This is a genomic window from Candidatus Enterococcus avicola, assembly GCF_047470845.1.
GTDB lineage: Bacteria > Bacillota > Bacilli > Lactobacillales > Enterococcaceae > Enterococcus_D > Enterococcus_D casseliflavus.
The window spans coordinates 63,820-80,264 of the sequence record NZ_JBLGTY010000007.1; the positions used below are offsets into that span (position 1 = coordinate 63,820).

Here is a 16,445-nt window from a genome sequence, read left to right on the forward strand (position 1 = left end):
GAGGAATAAGACTAGAATTTCTCAACTGCTTTGGGTATGATTAAGTAAAGGGGGCATTTGACCATGAAACTGGGGCGTTTTCGCTTAGGTATGCGAACGATAAAAACAGCCATCGCTGTCATGCTTTGTATTCTGCTCTTTCATTTTCTTGATCGTGGCCAACCATTGATTGCTGCCTTGTCGGCTGTCTTTTCTTTGCGACAAGATCTGACCACAACGATCTCTTTTGGTAAGTCACGGGTATTAGGAAATACGATCGGTGGTGGTACAGCCATTTTTTACTTTTTGACGAAGCAATATTTTCAAAATGACTTTCTGATCGAATTGTTTGTCTTGCCAGCGCTAGTCATTTTTGTCATCGTTTTTTCAGATGGCATCAATAACAATTCTGGCATTATCTCTGCTATTGCGACGATGCTTTTGATCACTTCCAGTGTCCCTCAAGGGGAATCGATCATCTTCGCCTTAGACCGTGTATTGGACACCTTTATCGGCACGTTAGTTGCCCTATCGATCAATTTCGTCATTCGACCACCTGAGGAAGAGAAAAAGGATGAGATCCAAGAAGATCTGGTGGTGCTGAGGCAAAAAGAGCTTGAACTAAAAGCCATGCTAGAAGAAGTCCAAGGCGAGATTTCCGAACAAGAAAAACAAGAAAAATAAAAACAGCCTTTTTCCAGAATCATTCTGAGAAAAGGCTGTTTTTGTTACTCATTGGCTTTCAGCGCATCAATCATATTGACATGTTTCAGTTTGAAATACATTGCGATCCCTACCACGCTTGAAAATAAGCAGGTCAATCCAGCGGCATACACATAGCTCATTGGTTCGACTGTCGGTGAAAACATGGCGATATCGACTTCGATGGTCTGTAAGACAAATTGATGCTGAAGCACCCCTAATAATAAACCAAATGCAATGCCGAAGATCGTCAGAAAGATATTTTCACGAAAGACGTACATGGTCACTTCTCGATCATAAAAGCCCAATACTTTGATGGTCGACAACTCGCGAATGCGTTCCGCTATATTGATGTTGTTCAAGTTGTACAACACGATAAAGGCTAATGCCCCCGCAGACGAGATCAAGATCCAGATGACGATGTTCAAGGTTGCTGTCGTGTCATCTAAGGCATCCGCTGAAGCTGAGAGGAAGGAAACATTGATGACATTGTCTTGTGCCATCAAATCAGCCGCGATCGCTTCTTCCTCCGATTTCGTCAAACGCTGACTGAATTTCAATAACTCACTGTTGTAAGAAGGGGCGGCCTGAAAGATCTTTTGATACGCATCTGGGGTCAAATAAGCAAAATGCCCTGTGTAGTTTTCTGCGATTGCAGCCACATTCAGTTCAAATGCTTCGCCGCTTTCATTCGTCAACGTTATCGTATCACCCACCGATAATCCAAACAACTTAGCAAGCTTTTCATTGATGATGGCGCCCTCTCCTTCTAGCTCGTAAGCTTCTCCTGAAACCCGATCATTCAAGTGGACAAATCTCGATAAAGCCGCAGGATCTTCTGGCACGGTGACGGTTACTTCTTGCTGCGTGACCCCCGATTGAGCCAACGTCAGACTTTCCGTATGCAAGAATAACCCTGCTTCAAAGCCTTCAATATCTTCTGCGGCGGCTTTTGTTTCACTCATTGCTTCCGAATCCTCATCATCAAAGGTGATCACCGCCTGATACTGCCAGATTTTCTCAAACTGTAAAGGAATGATATTGCTGATGGAATCTCTTAGACCAAATCCAGTCAAGATCATGGAGGTACATCCCGCGATCCCTAAGATGGTCATGAGCATTCTGGACTTGTAGCGAAACAGGTTTCGCATTGTAACTTTTTGAATAAAACTTAAGTGCCGCCATATAACGGTGATTCTTTCTAAGAGAATTCGTTTTCCTGTTTTGGGTGCCTTTGGTCGTAACAATGAAGCCGATGACTGTCTTAAATCAAAACGTAAAACCAGCAGCGCGATACCGATGGTGCAAAGCAAGCTGACTCCCACAGCAATCAATGAAAGCCGCAAATACCATGGGGTGTCATACTCCGTGAGATTGTAAAGCGGTCCATAAGCTTGAATGATGATTGCTGGAAAAAAGGAAAAGCCGACTGCTAGACCCAATACAGCACCTGTGATGCCTGCTGCAGAGGAATAAAGCAAAAATTTCTGTCCAATCTCCCAGTTACGATAGCCTAATGCTTTCAATGTACCGATCTCACTACGTTTTTCATCGATCATCCGCGTCATGGTGGTTAGACTGACTAACGCTGCAATCAAAAAGAAGATAACTGGGAAAATCGTCGCTAACGAAGAAACTCGTTCCGCATTGTCTTGGTACTCTGAATAACCAGGATTCGCATTGCGGTTTGAGACACGATAAACTGCCGGTTTTAGCTCCAATAATTCCTGCTCTTTTTCAGCAACTTCTTTTTTGGCATCTTCAAGTTTTTCGCGTTCTTTTGGTGCTCTTTCTTTAAATTCGTCAAGCTTTTCTTGAAGGGTTGCTTCGTTTTCTCGATATTCTTGCCAACCAGCAGCTAATAAAGACTGACCCTTGGCTTTTTCAGAAGCTAAGGTCTCACGAGCGTCGCTCAGCTGCGTCTCTCCTTGGGTGATCTGGGTCTGCGCTTGTGCCAATTCTTGGCGCCCAGCTCTGATTTGGCTCCAGCCAGCATTGACTTGCTGTTGTGCCTGCTGAAGTTGCGCTTCTTGGTCATTGATCGCAGCCATTTGCCCAACTAATTGCGCACGTTGTTGCTCGCCTTCGGCAATGAGTGGACGCAATGTATCTTCAGCTGCCGTCAGCATAGTAGCAATCATCGTTTCATCGATTTCCTCCAGATCAGGAATCGGACCAAGCACATCTGTCGGCAGGTTCAACTGTGCCAGAGCCGCGGTTACTTGTGCATAGACGGTAGGCAGTTGGGCCATTTGCTCCTCTGCAGAAAGTTGACCCACACTTCTGATTTGATCCATGCCTTGGTATGCCAGCGCCAGTTGCTCCTCTACCTGCTGGATGCCCCTTTGTAGTTCAGGTCTTTGTGCCAAAACGGGTGCCAACTGAGCTTGGGCTGACTGTACTTGGGCTTCTTGCTGAATCAATGCTTGTTCATTTTGATCTAGCAGGCGTTGATTTTCGATCAATGCCTGTTTCCCCTCAGCTAATTTTTGCGCTTCTCCATTCAATTGCTCTTGGGCAGTTTGAATCTCTGTCTGAAAAGCTGCTTCTTGTTCCGTCAACTCCTGATGCGCCTGCGCCAATTTCTCTGTTGCGTCGTCAAGTTCCGCTTGCGCTTGCTGCAATGCTTCTTCGCCATCACGGATCTGTTCTTTGGCCTCATCAATGGCTGGTTGCGCTTCATCGATCAACTCTTGCCGCCGTCCTTGTGCCCGCGGAGCCAACCGTTCTTCTACTTCATCACTTACTTGATCCCTTTTTGTCTGATATGCTTCAGAATAGCTAGCCACTTGCGATAGCTCATCAAAACGAACTAACAATCTAGCATACGCAGTTTCTTTAAAATCTTCTTCTGGAATTACTGCAAAGTAATCGACCGTTCCATTCCCAACGGTACTATTGCCTCGATGAAAATTCTCAATAAATTCGGGACTATTGACAAAGCCAACGATCGTGTAAGTGTGCGTTTCTAGCTGGTTTTCACCGCTTTCTGGCAGTTCAAAAGTTTCATCTAGTGCAAACCCACCGCTGCTTTGTGCCGCTTGATCCAAAGCAATTTCCCCTGACTTTTGCGGCAATCGACCAGAAGTCACCTGATATTGATTGACTTGCCGCTCCTTCGAAAGGGAAAAGACACGGATCACGGCACGGTGATTTTCGGCATTGATATCGGCGATCTGCTCTGCTTCAACAGACGTGACACCAGGCATTTCTTCAATGATTTCCCGATCGGCAGTCGACAACCCTAAAGTTGACGCAATCGTAAAGTCCGCTAATTTCTGGCGAGCAAAATAATCTTCAGCTGCTTGTTCCATATTCGGACCAGTTGCACTGATCCCCACAAAAAAAGCGACCCCTAAAAAGATAATGCCTAATATGGACAAAAACCGCCCGGGTGCTTGCCTGATTTCACGTAAACTGGAACGTAATAATGTTTTTTTCATAGGCATTTACCAAGAAATAGAGGCAATTGGAATCGGATGAGTATTTTTTTCCATCTTGCGGACCTTTGCATCATTGATATGGATCACACGATCAGCCATGGGAGCCAATGCGCTGTTATGTGTAATGATCAAAACGGTCGTCCCAGTCTCGCGAGCCGTTTTTTCTAGAATTGCTAGAATCTGTTTCCCCGTTTCATAGTCAAGTGCCCCCGTTGGTTCATCACAAAGCAACAATTTGGGCTTCTTCGCTATAGCACGAGCGATCGTGACTCGCTGCTGCTCACCACCAGACAATTGCGCTGGAAAGTGATCCAAGCGATCACCAAGCCCAACTTGGGTCAAGATCTCAGCTGCATCAAGTGCCTCTGGCACGATTTGTGCTGAGAGTTCAACGTTTTCTCTGGCTGTCAAATTAGGGACCAAATTATAAAACTGAAAGACAAAACCGACATCTTTGCGGCGATAGGTCGTCAATTGTTTGGCATCAAAGCCAGCAATATCTGTTCCATCAACGATCACTTTGCCACTATCACATTGATCCATTCCGCCTAATATGTTCAAAACGGTGGACTTACCAGCGCCACTGGGACCAAGGATCAGTGCGATCTCTCCTTTTTCTACGGAAAACGAAACACCATCATTAGCAGCAATAACCGTGTCGCCCATTGTGTATTTCTTCACTTCTTTCACAACTTCGATATAACTCATTATGTTCCTCCAAGAATTCCAGCGCCGCATGCGCTTTCTCGCTTAATAGTGTATCATACTTATTCCTGCGAAAGAAACAGCAAAAAAGCAGCTCATTTTATCAAATTAAAAATCTGAGACAAAATGATGCTCATTCTGTCCCAGAATCGATTTTACACTTCCATCTCATTTGATTGACAAAGAACAAAAACCAATCATTGTGCTTGGTCGGCAATTCTTCGCTGGGTTTCTTCCCAAAGTTTTTGCGCTTGCTGCCGCTCATCAAGGATCTCCGTCGGCACTGCCTGACGATCGACAAAGTAGCGCCCGCTAATGCCAGCCACCTCGGGGCTTAGTGCCAAATATATCGCTGTATCAGACCCTTCCTCAGGTGTTTTGAAAAAAGGCGTGAGCATTTTGTAGACAGATTGACCAAATCCTGTCTGTCGGCTGACCCCTAAGCTCGTCGCCACAGCTCCTGGATGCAAGGCATTGGCAGTAACGGTCGTATTGCGCAGTTGAAACGCAAGCGCATCTGTAAATAAAATCAGGGCTTTTTTTGAGCGGCCATACTCCCGCCAAGGCAAAAAATTCGCCACATCGAAAAAGCGCTGATCCTTTTTCTTTACAAATTTGTAAGCACCAGAAGCAACATTAACGATCCTACCAGCATCCGCACGTTTTATTAGCGGCAATAACTGACGGGTCAGTTCAAAATGCCCCACGTAGTTTACGCCCAGCATTTGTTCAAATCCATCGGCTGTTCGCTCTTTTTTTAAATTGACGATGCCCGCATTATTGATCAGTACATCCAATTTCTCAAAGCGGGCGTTGATTTCAGCGGCTGACTTGCGTACGCTAGCCAACAACCCCAAATCACCGATCACTAGATCGATGCTTGGATTGCCTGTCTCTTCCTTCAAACGTTGCTGTGCTGCCTGTCCTCGTTCGGCAGAACGGCAATACAAAATCACATGCATCCCCAATTCTGCCAATTGTTTGGCTGTTGCAAAGCCCATGCCAGCGTTGGCACCCGTAACTAAAATCGTCTTCAATTTGCCACCTTCCCCTTCTAAGAATACCGTTTTCTTTCATCATAACTGAAAATAAAAAAATCTGCTCAAAAAACAGATCAAGAGAAGCTCTCTTCTTGTTTCTTGAAGCAGATTGTTTCATTTTATGCTTGGTAACGGCAAACACCATCTAAATACGTGGCTGCTAAATTCATTTCTTGATCCAAAACAATGAAGTCAGCTGGACGACCTTGTTTGATCATACCGCAAGCGTGGTCGATCTTGCAGCTGATCGCTGGGATCAAGCTGGCCATCATGACCGCTTCTTGAGGAGTAGCAATTCCCCAGTCTACAACATTTTTCACGGCTTCTTTTAGTTTTAAGATGCTGCCAGCAAGATTGCCTGTTTCCATTCGAGCCGTGCCATCTTTTACCACTACTGGAAATTCACCTAAAATGTAATCACCGTCTGGCATACCGCCAGCCATCATACAGTCGGTGATCAAGGCCACATGGTCATGACCAGCTTTTTCCATCAAGATCTCAGCTGCTTGAGGATGCACATGGTGGCCATCACAAATCAACTCAGAAAAAACTTCTTTTAATGAAAGTAAGGCACCGACCATTCCAGGTTCACGATGGTTTAATCCGCGCATTCCGTTGAAGGCATGAACAAAGACGCTGGCACCAGCTTCTACTGCTGTTTGCGCTTCTTGTAACGTTCCGTTACTATGCCCTAGTGCAACCACTACGCCTTCTTCCGTCACTTGCGAAACAAACTCACTCACACCTTCGCGCTCAGGAGCCAAGGCGATTTTCTTAATAATTCCACCAGAAGCTTCTTGCCATTCATGGAAGGTATCAATATCAGGATCACCAAAGTAGATTGGATTTTGCGCTCCTTTATGTTCTTCAGTAAAGAACGGACCTTCAAAGTAGATGCCTTGGATCTTCGCTCCTGTAACTTCGTCTTTGACTTTCCCAACGGTTTCAGCAACATCCCGCAATCGTTCTTTGCTAGATGTTAAGGTTGTCGGTAAGAACGATGTCACACCACAAGACAAAAGACCTTCTGACATGGCTTTGATGCCTTCTGCATCGTTATCCATCACATCATGGTTCATAAACCCGTGGATATGAGTATCCACAAGACCCGGTGCTACCCATTTGCCTGAATAATCTTCTACGTCTGCACCAGCAGGGACTTCATCGACGATCGCGCCGAATTTTCCCTCTTTGACCTCCAAGTAACCAGGGCCATGAACCGCTGATTTCAGAAAGAATTTGTCTGCGTAAATATATTTATTCATCTTGATCGCTCCTCTATTTCTTTTCTTCCTTAAAAGTACTCTTATTTGCAGCAGAAGTCAAGAAAGGTCTACACCACTTTGTCAGATTGACGAATATCCATGACGGCACGATACAGTTGAAAACTTTTTTCTGCCGCTTTTTCTTCTTTTAGCCTTTGGAGCAATTGTCCTTTTAGTTCAAACAATTCTTCTAGAAAATACAAGCTATTTTTCTCTCTCGCTAGAGCAATGCCTTCGTTGGTTACTTTTAGCGCGCGACAGTCTTCTTGTTGCTCCTTTAAAAAGACCGCATAGTTGTAATAAATTTTGGTCAGCGCTGTGGACAGTCGCTCCGGCGGCAAGGCATGCATGGCATCGTAGGCTTTTTCTAAATAAAAACGCGCCTCACCCAGTTGCAGCAAGTCACTGTAGACACGACCCATGCAGCTCAGGATACGAATTTCCATCACCGAAACGTTGGTCTTATCCTGTTGATAGGAATAGGCCAATCCTTTTTTCAGCGCCTCAAGGGCGGCATCATAGTTTTGATCGAGGAAATAATCACAGCTACCTAGATAGTAGTAATACATTTGCATATCTGAATCCAGATACAAATAATCCTTGATCGCCTTGTCTTCCATTTTTTCCCGCATTTCTTGAAATTGTTTATGGACAAAATGTGATTCGATTTCGGCAAAGATTTGATTGGTTTTGTTGATCTCTTCCGAATGAAGCATCATTACTTGATCTAAGGTGACGCCTAAGCGTTGGCAGATTTGGTACATCACCCAGACATTGGGCAGCTCTTCGTTGTTTTCGATACGACTTAACACACTTTGCGAACAAATATCTTCCGCTAACATCTTCTGGGTCATCTTTCGTTTCAACCGAATTGAACGGATATTTTGACCAAAAGATTCATCTCTTTTTTTCATAATCGTCCTCCAGGGGGAATTCTAAAAAAATCGAACGTTTCTTGTCAAAAATGCGAATTCGCATTTTTAATTTTCTTTATTTTAGCACATAATGACAAAAAGGAAAGCAATTTCAAGAATGTCTTGTTATTTTTCCACAATTTCAAATGAGGTGTTAAGATGACGATCGACAGTACGATCTTTTTTACATGGGAAGGCAAAAAATACCAAGGGATCATCGAACGGGAATATGAAAATTCGGTCCTCGTTCAAGTGACCGATCCTAGTGCTGAAATGCTGGATAAGTTTACCAATCGGATGATTGTCAGCAAAAAAATTTGTCAACCAGTTACCGAATAAAAACATAAGCACCGCTCCCTCACGATCGCTGAAGGAGCGGTGCTTTTTCATGTACTTACTTCTGGCGATACGCTGCCAAGAATTCTGTCATTTTTTCAGCAGTCGTTTTTAAATCTTCCATATTAGGAAGGTAGACGATACGGAAATGATCGGGCTGTTGCCAATTGAACCCACCGCCGTGCACCAACAAGATATGGTGTTCATGTAAAAAGTCGAGAACAAATTGTTCATCATTGGTAATGTTAAAGCGCTGAATATCAATTTTAGGAAAAATATAAAAGGCTGCTTTCGGTTTCACTGCTGACAATCCAGGAATATCATTGATCGCCTTGTAGATAAACTCTCTTTGTTCATAGATTCGACCACCTGGCAGCAGCAGCTCATCGGAGCTTTGATAGCCGCCTAATGCAGTCTGGACGATTTGTTGCGATAAAACATTGGAACACAGCCGCATCGATGACAACATATTCAAGCCTTCGATATAGTCTTTGACATTGGACTTATCCCCGCTGAGAACCATCCAGCCAACGCGGAAGCCTGCCACTCGGTGAGACTTAGACAAACCGCCTAGCGTCACAACGAAGCGATCTGGTGCTAGTGTAGCAATCGGTACATGGACATAATCATCCATGACTAAACGGTCATAGATCTCATCGGAGAAAATGATCAAGTCATGCTCACGAGCAACCTCGACGATTTGTTGCAAAACTTCTTTCGGATAAACGGCGCCGGTGGGATTATTTGGATTAATAATGACGATGGCCTTCGTCTTGCTGGTTACTTTGGCTTTGATATCCTCGATATCAGGATTCCAATCTGCTTGTTCATCACAAATATAATGGACGGGTTTTCCGCCAGCTAATGAGATCGAAGCAGTCCACAAGGGATAGTCTGGCATCGGCACGAGCACTTCGTCCCCATTGTTACATAACCCTTGCATACACATCGTGATCAGCTCGGAAACACCATTACCTGTGTAAATATCATTGATGGTCACATCAGGAAATTTTTGTAATTGATAATATTGCTCGATCGCTTTACGGGCCGAGAAAATCCCTTTTGAATCAGAATAGCCTTCCGACTCTCGCACATTCATGATCAAATCTCTAACGATTTCATTTGGGGCTTCAAAACCAAAGGGCGCGGGATTCCCAGTATTTAATTTTAAGATACTGATGCCTTCTTCTTGCATCCGATCAGCTTCTTCTAAAACAGGGCCGCGTACATCATAACTGACCCCTTCAAGTTTTGACGACTTTGAAAATTTCTTCATATTCCATTTCTCCTTTAACCATAGGTCAACGTCAGGTTATTGGTTCTCGTCGTTGATCTCTTTTCAGATTGAACCTATTATAGCAAAAAAATTTTAACTGTGGCGAAAATTTTTCACCTCTGGGTCGAGAGCGCTTGCTCTGCGTTCATCCACTGAATTTGGTTCATTCAGGAATTTTCAGGAAAATACTTCAAGTACAATTCATTTAACGCCAAATGCCCCACCGAAAAATCAGTGATTCCTGCTGCGATAAAACGTTGCGGCAGCTGCGGATCGCTGATTTCTACTAGATAGATCCGCCCTTGCAGATCGATAGTCACTGTCGTTAACTCTGGAAAAGCCACCAAGAAATCCGCCGAGTCCGTCTTTACATACAACGGTTCATTGACCAACGACTTGCGGCCAAGGTATTCGTGAATGATCTTACCGTCTTTTAAAAACAAGACCCGATCCGCGTAAGAATCTAAATTCGTCAGAATATGCGAAGCGATCACGATCGCTTTCTTTTGCTCCCGCAAGGCTTTCAACACATTAGAGATCAATTCGACATTTGTCGGATCTAAGCCATTCATCACCTCATCCATCAGCATGTATGGCGTATCTGTCACGATCTGCATCGCAAAACACAGACGTTGCCGCATCCCCAGCGAATAGGTTCCCACTGGGCGTTTGATATAATCGCTCATTCGCAAACGAGCAATCGTTTCTTCCACCAAGCGTTCCTCTGAACGCCACATTCGCTGATACAGTTTCAGATGCTCGAGTCCGCTTAAATCATTGTACAAATCATTTTGGTCAGGAAAAAATGAAATTTGTTGATGCGCTGCCACTTCTGATTTTTTGGTCACATATACTTGACTGCCGTTTAAAAATACTGCGCCTTCATTCGGCTGGATGAAATTCATCGCCACATTCAGTAGTGTGGATTTCCCAGTGCCGTTAGGGGCGACTAACCCGACGATCTCCCCGGGAGAAAAAGCAACGGAAAGTTGATCCAATACTTTTCTCGTATACGTGACAGTCACATTTTTCAGTTCTAACATATCGTTCCTCCTATGCCAAATGAAATTTTTTGCGTTGGATCGTCAAAAAGAAACACAATTCGATCAGAAGCCAAACCCCGCCTAATAAAAGTAAGCCTTTTTCCATCGTAAATCCTGCAGAACCAAAGTAAAAGCGTGTCCAGCCTGAAAGGACTTGTCCCACATTTTGATACAGATAGACATACAGCGTTTTATCAAGGTAGGCACTAAACCAGCGCCGTTGGAAAAGAAAGGGCGAAAGCAAACAAAAACCAGCCACAAGCAGATTAATCAGCTCTGAGCGAAACAGGGCACTGAACAGCAAGATGCCGCGACAATAAAGAAACTGCAAGAAAAGCGTTGCAAGAAAACATTGACTTAAAAAAAGACCGATGGCTTGTGTTTCAAAAGCATTGAAATCTGTGATCGGGTAGCGGGCATCAAAGGACGATGATAAAATCGTGACTGGCAGTTCCAAGGAACCAAAGCCGAATTGAATACCAGAGCCAAACCAGATAAAGAACATGGTTCCTAGCGTTGCGATTGCAGAACCAACCATCAACGCTGCCGTTTTACTCCAAAGGATCTCTTCTGCCGATAATGGCAGTGAAAGAAACAGGGATTTATGTCTTCGTTCTTTTGGTAAACAATCGATCGCCAAAAATAAAGAAACAGCAATTAATAGAATCGGTAAATATTCAGTAAAGCTTCGCTGTAATGCTTGCACCCCCGTTTTTTGCTCCATGACTGCTTGAGAGAGTTTGCTATTAGGCAGCTGGCTAAAAGCCTCCATCAGTTTTGCGGTTGATGCATAGCCGAAGCGCCCGTCATACCCAGCATAGTAATTTCGAAACGTGTAATAATCAGGGGTATAAAATATATTTCGTTCATCGGTAAATTGCAAAGCGAGATGGTACCAAGTACTTGTGCTTTGTGCGTAAGCTTGCCAGTCTTTCTCGGCTAGCGCGTCGAGCCGTTGTTTTTCTGCTTCATTCCATGGGGTAAACATTTCGACTGCCATGAATGCCGACCAATGGTCAGAGGGATTGGCTGCTTGTTGATCAAGAAAATCTTGTCGCACGGTATAGCGTTGTTGCATTTCTGTTTTATCTACTCGTTCAATCGGGCGAAAGTCTCTTTGCCAAAAACTGTAAACGCCGCTGTAGATCAGCAACAAGCAAAAAAGGCCAATGGTTTTCTTGCTTTTTAACAGCTGGCGTAATTCAAAGAAAAAATAGTCTTTCATCCTTTGCCTCCTCTCAACAAGCGATTCTGTTTATCCGCAACAAGCATGATGCTTAAACAAAGGAAGATCCACACTAGCGTCAGCAGCCAACTGGCATAGACGCCCCAAGAAGTGCCAGAGCCCAAAGCAAAGGCACCCGAATAAAATTTATCCATAGCAGCTAGATGAACTGGTAATATAGGGATCTTTTGCAGCATCGGAATCAAGCCGAATCCATAAAAAAGCACCAGTAAAAAGAAAGAGACGTATCGATTGGCTGCGACCATGTTCATGACAAAACCTAAGCATTCGATCAAACCAATCAGCAAGGCAAAAGAAACCATACTAGATAAAACACTCTGCCAAAAAGGTAAGGCTACCCAATCCCCACTGAGATAGACGGCTACTGGATACTGCCAATCCCCGAACTCCCCCAGAAGGCTCATTGAAAGAAAGACGCCTAAGAAAAACACGAGCAAGATTCCTAAATTGGTGATCGTTTTGACAAAAACCTTACTGACCATCCGAATCGGGAAAATCTGTGGGTATGAGCGGATCAAGGAGAAGTGTTCTCTTTCTTCTAATAAATTGTCACTAGCAAAAAAAGCCCAGAAGAAGAACCCAAAATTCAGTAAAAACGTTATTGCCAAAGCGACAGCCGTCTGGGTATTAGCAGCCGTGAGAACCGGATCTTTTTCTTGCTCGGCTAAGGCTTGATAGACCGTTTGCTCTTGTTCGATCGACCACATCGGCGGTAAAAAGGCTTTGTCATCAACTGAAGACGCCCAAATCTGCTTTTTTAGCTCCGCCATTTGAATACTCGTTTGATTAAATCGTTCATATTCCTCCATAATCAAGTTGGACAGCTGCCGTGAGGTCAGAGTATTGTTATCAAGTAATAGCTGATATACCTCTTGCTCATCCGGTGAACCAGATTGATTGGCTTGGTAGCGATCAACAAGCCGTGAAGCCTCCGCTTTTTCTGCGGTAATGGTAGCGGGCAAGTTGACAGGTTCCATTAGTTTCAAATAAATGGAAAAACAACAGCCTAAACTAAAGGCTCCAATGAGTAGGAAGATGAATGTTTTCTGCTTAACAGCTTTTGCCAGTTGGTTTTTAAAATAGTTCATTTGCTCTCCTCTCAAAAAAAATTATTCATTCTTTTAGCATACCTTTTATGGAAAAAAATGCAATCTAAAGTCTGAAAATTCTTTCAAATAGCTTTTGGAAAAGTTATTGACAAACCTGCTGAAAATCAGGTAAGATATTTTCTAGACGCGGCGTGACAGAACTACCTTAGCCTGCGTTTCCTTCTATAGTATTTGCGGAAATGACGGAATGGCAGACGTGCAAGATTGAGGGTCTTGTGAGCAATCGCTCGTGTGGGTTCAAATCCCATTTTCCGCATCCTTACAGCTTCCCCATTGCGGGAAGCTGTTTTTTGTTTGCACAAAAGATCCCCCCTGGCGATCCTTCAATGAATTCCCTCGATCGCTTTGCTCTTGAGTACCTACTCCTCAAAAGTTGAGAGTAACCTTCCTTTCCCAAAAGATAAAAAATCCAATAAAAATCCATTTATCATTGCATTAAGTGATATTTTTCATATAAAATGAATAATATAACGGCTATTCATAAAATTTAGTTCGATATTCCGTTTTTTCTTATTAGCGTATCAGAAACAATTGCTTGAATGAACTTGTGATGGAAATCTTTTCAACATTTTTTCCATTCACCTGCCCTCCTCCTTCCCCCAGATGAACCAACCTCTGCCGACCGTTTTCTCAGTTACTTTCGATAGAAAGAAGGAGTCTAATGAAAAAAAGAATACTGATCACCCTATTGTCATTCGTTATTTTGCTTATCGGCTGCACGAAGGCAGATGAAGAACTGTCAGAGACCGTTGCGCTTGGCATCGACGCACGACTGGAATATACAAACCAGTCTGGAACGGGTTGGGCCTATTATCAACCAGCGACCTTAGAATTGCTGATTGCCGGCAGCCAAGCCGAACTGGCTATTTTGGAAGAACTTGATTCTTCCGACGAAGACCTTCAGCAATTGATCAGCCACACGATTGATTTGATGGCAACCGCTGAACGAGCGTTAGTGGAGCGTCGGATCGATGTCCCTGCTTGGTTTGCTGCCCGCATTGGTTATAGCCAAGCTCTGGCTGCGATTCATGAACGGAGCCCTATCATTCTCAGTAATCAAGACAACCTCAACAGTCTACTAGAGGTAGCAAACGAAACGATTCCTGAAGCCGACCCGCGGGAAAAGCTGGGGCTTTTGGCAGACGATATCGAGCAGCTTCAGCAGCTCACAGAAGATGCGCTTACTCTTCATCGCACAATCGAACTTGACGATGGACTCACTGCCACCGTTTACCACACAAGCGAAACGAATGTTGACGTCTTCGTTTTTGCGATGCCCGATGAGGAGTACGCATCTGGGTTTACTGTTCTGAATCGGGAAACTGCCGACGAGCAAAAAGCTGCTTTCTATGAAACGATTTTACGAGCGCTCGCCGTAAATATTCCTCGTGAATCAATGATGTTTATGAATCGATTCGATCAATCTTCTGATGAACATCAGCTGGCGGTGATGACCTATGGCTTTGATCATGACATTGATCAAGACATGGTCACTACCGTGTATCAACAGCTTCAAGAAGCAAACGCCAAACAAGAAGCAGCTACGGCTTTGCAGCAAGAGCAAAACAATGACGAACAAACTCAGACCGAGAATGAAGGATCTTCAGAACAAAGACGAGCGATCGCTCGTGCCGAATCCTTTACGAACCTCATGGCTTTCTCACGTGCACGATTGATACAACAATTAGAATTTGAAGGGTTTACCCATAATGATGCACAATGGGCAGTTGATCAGCTCACGATTGATTGGAACGAGCAGGCGTTGAAGAAAGCAAATAGTTATCATTCCTTGATGAGTCTTCCTCCTGACAACATTCGCCGGTTATTGACTTTTGAAGACTTTTCAGAAGAACAAATCGACTACGCGATGACAAACATAGGTAACTAAAAGCTAGCGAAGAAAAGGGCATCGCGATGCCCATATGCTGTTGTAGTGACCTCAAAAAGTTAGGTTTTTTGGTCTAACTTTGGGGGCTCAGTTGATGTCCCTTGTATTGTGGCTATGTTTATACCCAAGAAAGAGCTCGATCTAATGCGTTCATTCGTACAAAATGGCGAGGTTTACTAGAGTCTCACGAGGAGGAGAAAAATGAAAAAACAAGTTTTGTTGCCTTTATTACTAATACTGTCCCTGCTTTCAGGATGTGGGACGATAAATTCAGCAAGTCCTGAGGAACTTTCTGAGCGCATCGGTGCAGCTTTAGATGCTGGTTGGGAACATACCTATCATGCAGAAAATCTTACTTATGATTTAAGTATTGAAAATCTCGAACTGATGATTCGAGGCAAAGAAGCAGAATTGGCCTTTTTAGACCAGGTCAATAGCAACTCAAAACACAAGGCGGCATTCATTGAAAACACGGAAACAATGATCGCACTCGCTCAAGAAGCGATCGAAGCTCGCTATCTGGATATGCCCAGTTGGGTTGCCGCTCGCAATGGCCGTATCGAAGCCTTACTTGCCATCCATGAGGAAAGCCCGATCATCGTCAGTAGACGAGCAAAATTGCAAGAATTATTCAACGAATACGAAGAGGATTTGGCACTAGTGACTGCTGGAGCAAACAATCCACTTGCCGATGAAGAAGAAATCAATGAAGATACACGAGAAAAGCTTGGTTTGACACCTGATACACTTGAACACTTACACCAACAAAGCGATGACCAAGAAATCGAGTGGCAGAGTGCGATTGATTTGGCGAACGGTGTGACCATGAATGTCTTTTCAACAAAATATGAGCCAGTGAGGATTCTCACATTTACGAATGCTGGTGAGACCTACCCTTCCGCAATCACTTTGTTTAATGGACAAACGACGGAAATCGTTCCCGAGATAATGACTCCTTACGAAGCCGTTTCCGCTTATTTTTACGAAATTGCCGATGCTGTTTATGAAACGATTCCATACGGTTATCGATTTCTGGTTGAATCACTATGGCTTGAACTGGAAAACGATAATCGTTTTCAATTCAGAACCTACGTGTTTGATAACGAAGTGACCGAGGAAACGATCTTAGCAGGGTTTCATCTCGCCCCGACTGTAGCAGCACGCTATGAGCGCGAAAACAATGCGACAGAACGAGAACTTGAAGCCTTTTTCCTCGTTAGAGCGCAAGGAAATCGTCGCTTTTATTCAAAACAAGAGATGGCAGAACTGTTAGAAACAGAAGGGTTTACTGCGGAGGAAACACAATGGGCACTAGAAACCCTAGATGTAGATTGGTATCGCCATGCTTTAGGACGCGCCAATCAATCCCGTCGGGTGTTAGGGATCCGTCAAAGAAATATGGCTGCTCATCTTGAAGGGAACGGCTTCTCACCTGATGAGATCGAATTTGCGATTGAAAACATGGAAAATTAATATGTAGGGGACGAGACCCCAATTCC

Annotated in this window: 13 protein-coding genes and 1 tRNA gene; 5 read left to right on the forward strand and 9 right to left on the reverse strand. The window is 44.0% G+C overall.

Features of this window, described 5'->3' with window-relative positions; genetic code table 11:
• Nucleotides 1-63 precede the first annotated feature (63 nt).
• Nucleotides 64-663, forward strand: a complete 600-nt coding sequence (locus ACI3E5_RS08155; protein ID WP_005231932.1) for an FUSC family protein — start codon at nucleotides 64-66, stop codon at nucleotides 661-663.
• A gap of 44 nt (nucleotides 664-707) precedes the next feature.
• On the opposite strand, the gene ACI3E5_RS08160 is transcribed toward ACI3E5_RS08155, so the two are convergent.
• The 5 genes from ACI3E5_RS08160 to ACI3E5_RS08180 form a co-directional block, all read right to left on the reverse strand.
• Entirely contained in the window at nucleotides 708-4,130 is a 3,423-nt protein-coding gene (locus tag ACI3E5_RS08160) for an FtsX-like permease family protein (RefSeq protein WP_325845042.1), read from the reverse strand.
• Nucleotides 4,131-4,832 carry an ABC transporter ATP-binding protein gene (locus ACI3E5_RS08165; RefSeq protein WP_015509898.1) on the reverse strand — a complete coding sequence of 234 codons (702 nt, stop codon included), beginning with the start codon at nucleotides 4,830-4,832 and terminating at the stop codon, nucleotides 4,131-4,133.
• A 194-nt stretch (nucleotides 4,833-5,026) separates the two neighbouring features.
• On the reverse strand, nucleotides 5,027-5,866 hold the full coding sequence (locus ACI3E5_RS08170) for an SDR family oxidoreductase (protein WP_325845041.1): 840 nt from the start codon (nucleotides 5,864-5,866) through the stop codon (nucleotides 5,027-5,029).
• A gap of 122 nt (nucleotides 5,867-5,988) precedes the next feature.
• Nucleotides 5,989-7,134 carry an N-acetylglucosamine-6-phosphate deacetylase gene (gene nagA, locus ACI3E5_RS08175; protein ID WP_010749569.1) on the reverse strand — a complete coding sequence of 382 codons (1,146 nt, stop codon included), beginning with the start codon at nucleotides 7,132-7,134 and terminating at the stop codon, nucleotides 5,989-5,991.
• 68 nt (nucleotides 7,135-7,202) lie between these two features.
• The gene (locus ACI3E5_RS08180) at nucleotides 7,203-8,048 is read right to left on the reverse strand and encodes a helix-turn-helix domain-containing protein (RefSeq protein ID WP_015509901.1); all 846 of its coding nucleotides are present in this window, start codon (nucleotides 8,046-8,048) and stop codon (nucleotides 7,203-7,205) included.
• Between the two features lie 159 nt (nucleotides 8,049-8,207).
• Between ACI3E5_RS08180 and ACI3E5_RS08185 the strand changes: the two genes are divergently transcribed.
• A complete protein-coding gene (locus tag ACI3E5_RS08185) occupies nucleotides 8,208-8,387 on the forward strand; it encodes a hypothetical protein (protein WP_005229977.1) in 180 nt (59 codons plus the stop codon).
• Nucleotides 8,388-8,442: 55 nt separating this feature from the next.
• Here ACI3E5_RS08185 and ACI3E5_RS08190 read toward each other — a convergent pair whose 3' ends face one another.
• The 4 genes from ACI3E5_RS08190 to ACI3E5_RS08205 all read right to left on the reverse strand — a co-directional run bounded on the left by ACI3E5_RS08190 (nucleotide 8,443) and on the right by ACI3E5_RS08205 (nucleotide 13,037).
• Nucleotides 8,443-9,660, reverse strand: a complete 1,218-nt coding sequence (locus ACI3E5_RS08190; protein ID WP_005229975.1) for a pyridoxal phosphate-dependent aminotransferase — start codon at nucleotides 9,658-9,660, stop codon at nucleotides 8,443-8,445.
• A 167-nt stretch (nucleotides 9,661-9,827) separates the two neighbouring features.
• Nucleotides 9,828-10,703 carry an ABC transporter ATP-binding protein gene (locus ACI3E5_RS08195; RefSeq protein WP_005229973.1) on the reverse strand — a complete coding sequence of 292 codons (876 nt, stop codon included), beginning with the start codon at nucleotides 10,701-10,703 and terminating at the stop codon, nucleotides 9,828-9,830.
• A gap of 10 nt (nucleotides 10,704-10,713) precedes the next feature.
• The gene (locus tag ACI3E5_RS08200) at nucleotides 10,714-11,928 is read right to left on the reverse strand and encodes an ABC transporter permease (protein ID WP_325845038.1); all 1,215 of its coding nucleotides are present in this window, start codon (nucleotides 11,926-11,928) and stop codon (nucleotides 10,714-10,716) included.
• The gene (locus ACI3E5_RS08205; RefSeq protein WP_284591650.1) at nucleotides 11,925-13,037 is read right to left on the reverse strand and encodes a hypothetical protein; all 1,113 of its coding nucleotides are present in this window, start codon (nucleotides 13,035-13,037) and stop codon (nucleotides 11,925-11,927) included. Before ACI3E5_RS08205 ends, ACI3E5_RS08200 begins: the two co-directional genes overlap by 4 nt.
• Nucleotides 13,038-13,231: 194 nt before the next feature.
• Here ACI3E5_RS08205 and ACI3E5_RS08210 point away from each other — a divergent pair.
• The 3 genes from ACI3E5_RS08210 (at nucleotide 13,232) to ACI3E5_RS08220 (ending at nucleotide 16,419) form a co-directional block, all read left to right on the forward strand.
• A tRNA-Leu gene (locus ACI3E5_RS08210) sits at nucleotides 13,232-13,314 on the forward strand.
• 405 nt (nucleotides 13,315-13,719) lie between these two features.
• On the forward strand, nucleotides 13,720-14,946 hold the full coding sequence (locus tag ACI3E5_RS08215; RefSeq protein WP_151195055.1) for an Ltp family lipoprotein: 1,227 nt from the start codon (nucleotides 13,720-13,722) through the stop codon (nucleotides 14,944-14,946).
• 201 nt (nucleotides 14,947-15,147) lie between these two features.
• On the forward strand, nucleotides 15,148-16,419 hold the full coding sequence (locus ACI3E5_RS08220; RefSeq protein WP_498821372.1) for a hypothetical protein: 1,272 nt from the start codon (nucleotides 15,148-15,150) through the stop codon (nucleotides 16,417-16,419).
• Nucleotides 16,420-16,445: the final 26 nt, after the last annotated feature.

What these genes read in the sequence shown, in the direction of transcription:
- ACI3E5_RS08190 (WP_005229975.1), bottom strand. Translation starts at nt 9,660, where the DNA reads ATGAAGAAATTTTCAAAGTCGTCAAAACTTGAAGGGGTCAGTTATGAT.
- ACI3E5_RS08200 (WP_325845038.1), bottom strand. Translation starts at nt 11,928, where the DNA reads ATGAAAGACTATTTTTTCTTTGAATTACGCCAGCTGTTAAAAAGCAAG.
- ACI3E5_RS08195 (WP_005229973.1), bottom strand. Translation starts at nt 10,703, where the DNA reads ATGTTAGAACTGAAAAATGTGACTGTCACGTATACGAGAAAAGTATTG.
- nagA (WP_010749569.1), bottom strand. Translation starts at nt 7,134, where the DNA reads ATGAATAAATATATTTACGCAGACAAATTCTTTCTGAAATCAGCGGTT.
- ACI3E5_RS08220 (WP_498821372.1), top strand. Translation starts at nt 15,148, where the DNA reads ATGAAAAAACAAGTTTTGTTGCCTTTATTACTAATACTGTCCCTGCTT.
- ACI3E5_RS08215 (WP_151195055.1), top strand. Translation starts at nt 13,720, where the DNA reads ATGAAAAAAAGAATACTGATCACCCTATTGTCATTCGTTATTTTGCTT.
- ACI3E5_RS08155 (WP_005231932.1), top strand. Translation starts at nt 64, where the DNA reads ATGAAACTGGGGCGTTTTCGCTTAGGTATGCGAACGATAAAAACAGCC.
- ACI3E5_RS08205 (WP_284591650.1), bottom strand. Translation starts at nt 13,037, where the DNA reads ATGAACTATTTTAAAAACCAACTGGCAAAAGCTGTTAAGCAGAAAACA.
- ACI3E5_RS08180 (WP_015509901.1), bottom strand. Translation starts at nt 8,048, where the DNA reads ATGAAAAAAAGAGATGAATCTTTTGGTCAAAATATCCGTTCAATTCGG.
- ACI3E5_RS08160 (WP_325845042.1), bottom strand. Translation starts at nt 4,130, where the DNA reads ATGCCTATGAAAAAAACATTATTACGTTCCAGTTTACGTGAAATCAGG.
- ACI3E5_RS08165 (WP_015509898.1), bottom strand. Translation starts at nt 4,832, where the DNA reads ATGAGTTATATCGAAGTTGTGAAAGAAGTGAAGAAATACACAATGGGC.
- ACI3E5_RS08185 (WP_005229977.1), top strand. Translation starts at nt 8,208, where the DNA reads ATGACGATCGACAGTACGATCTTTTTTACATGGGAAGGCAAAAAATAC.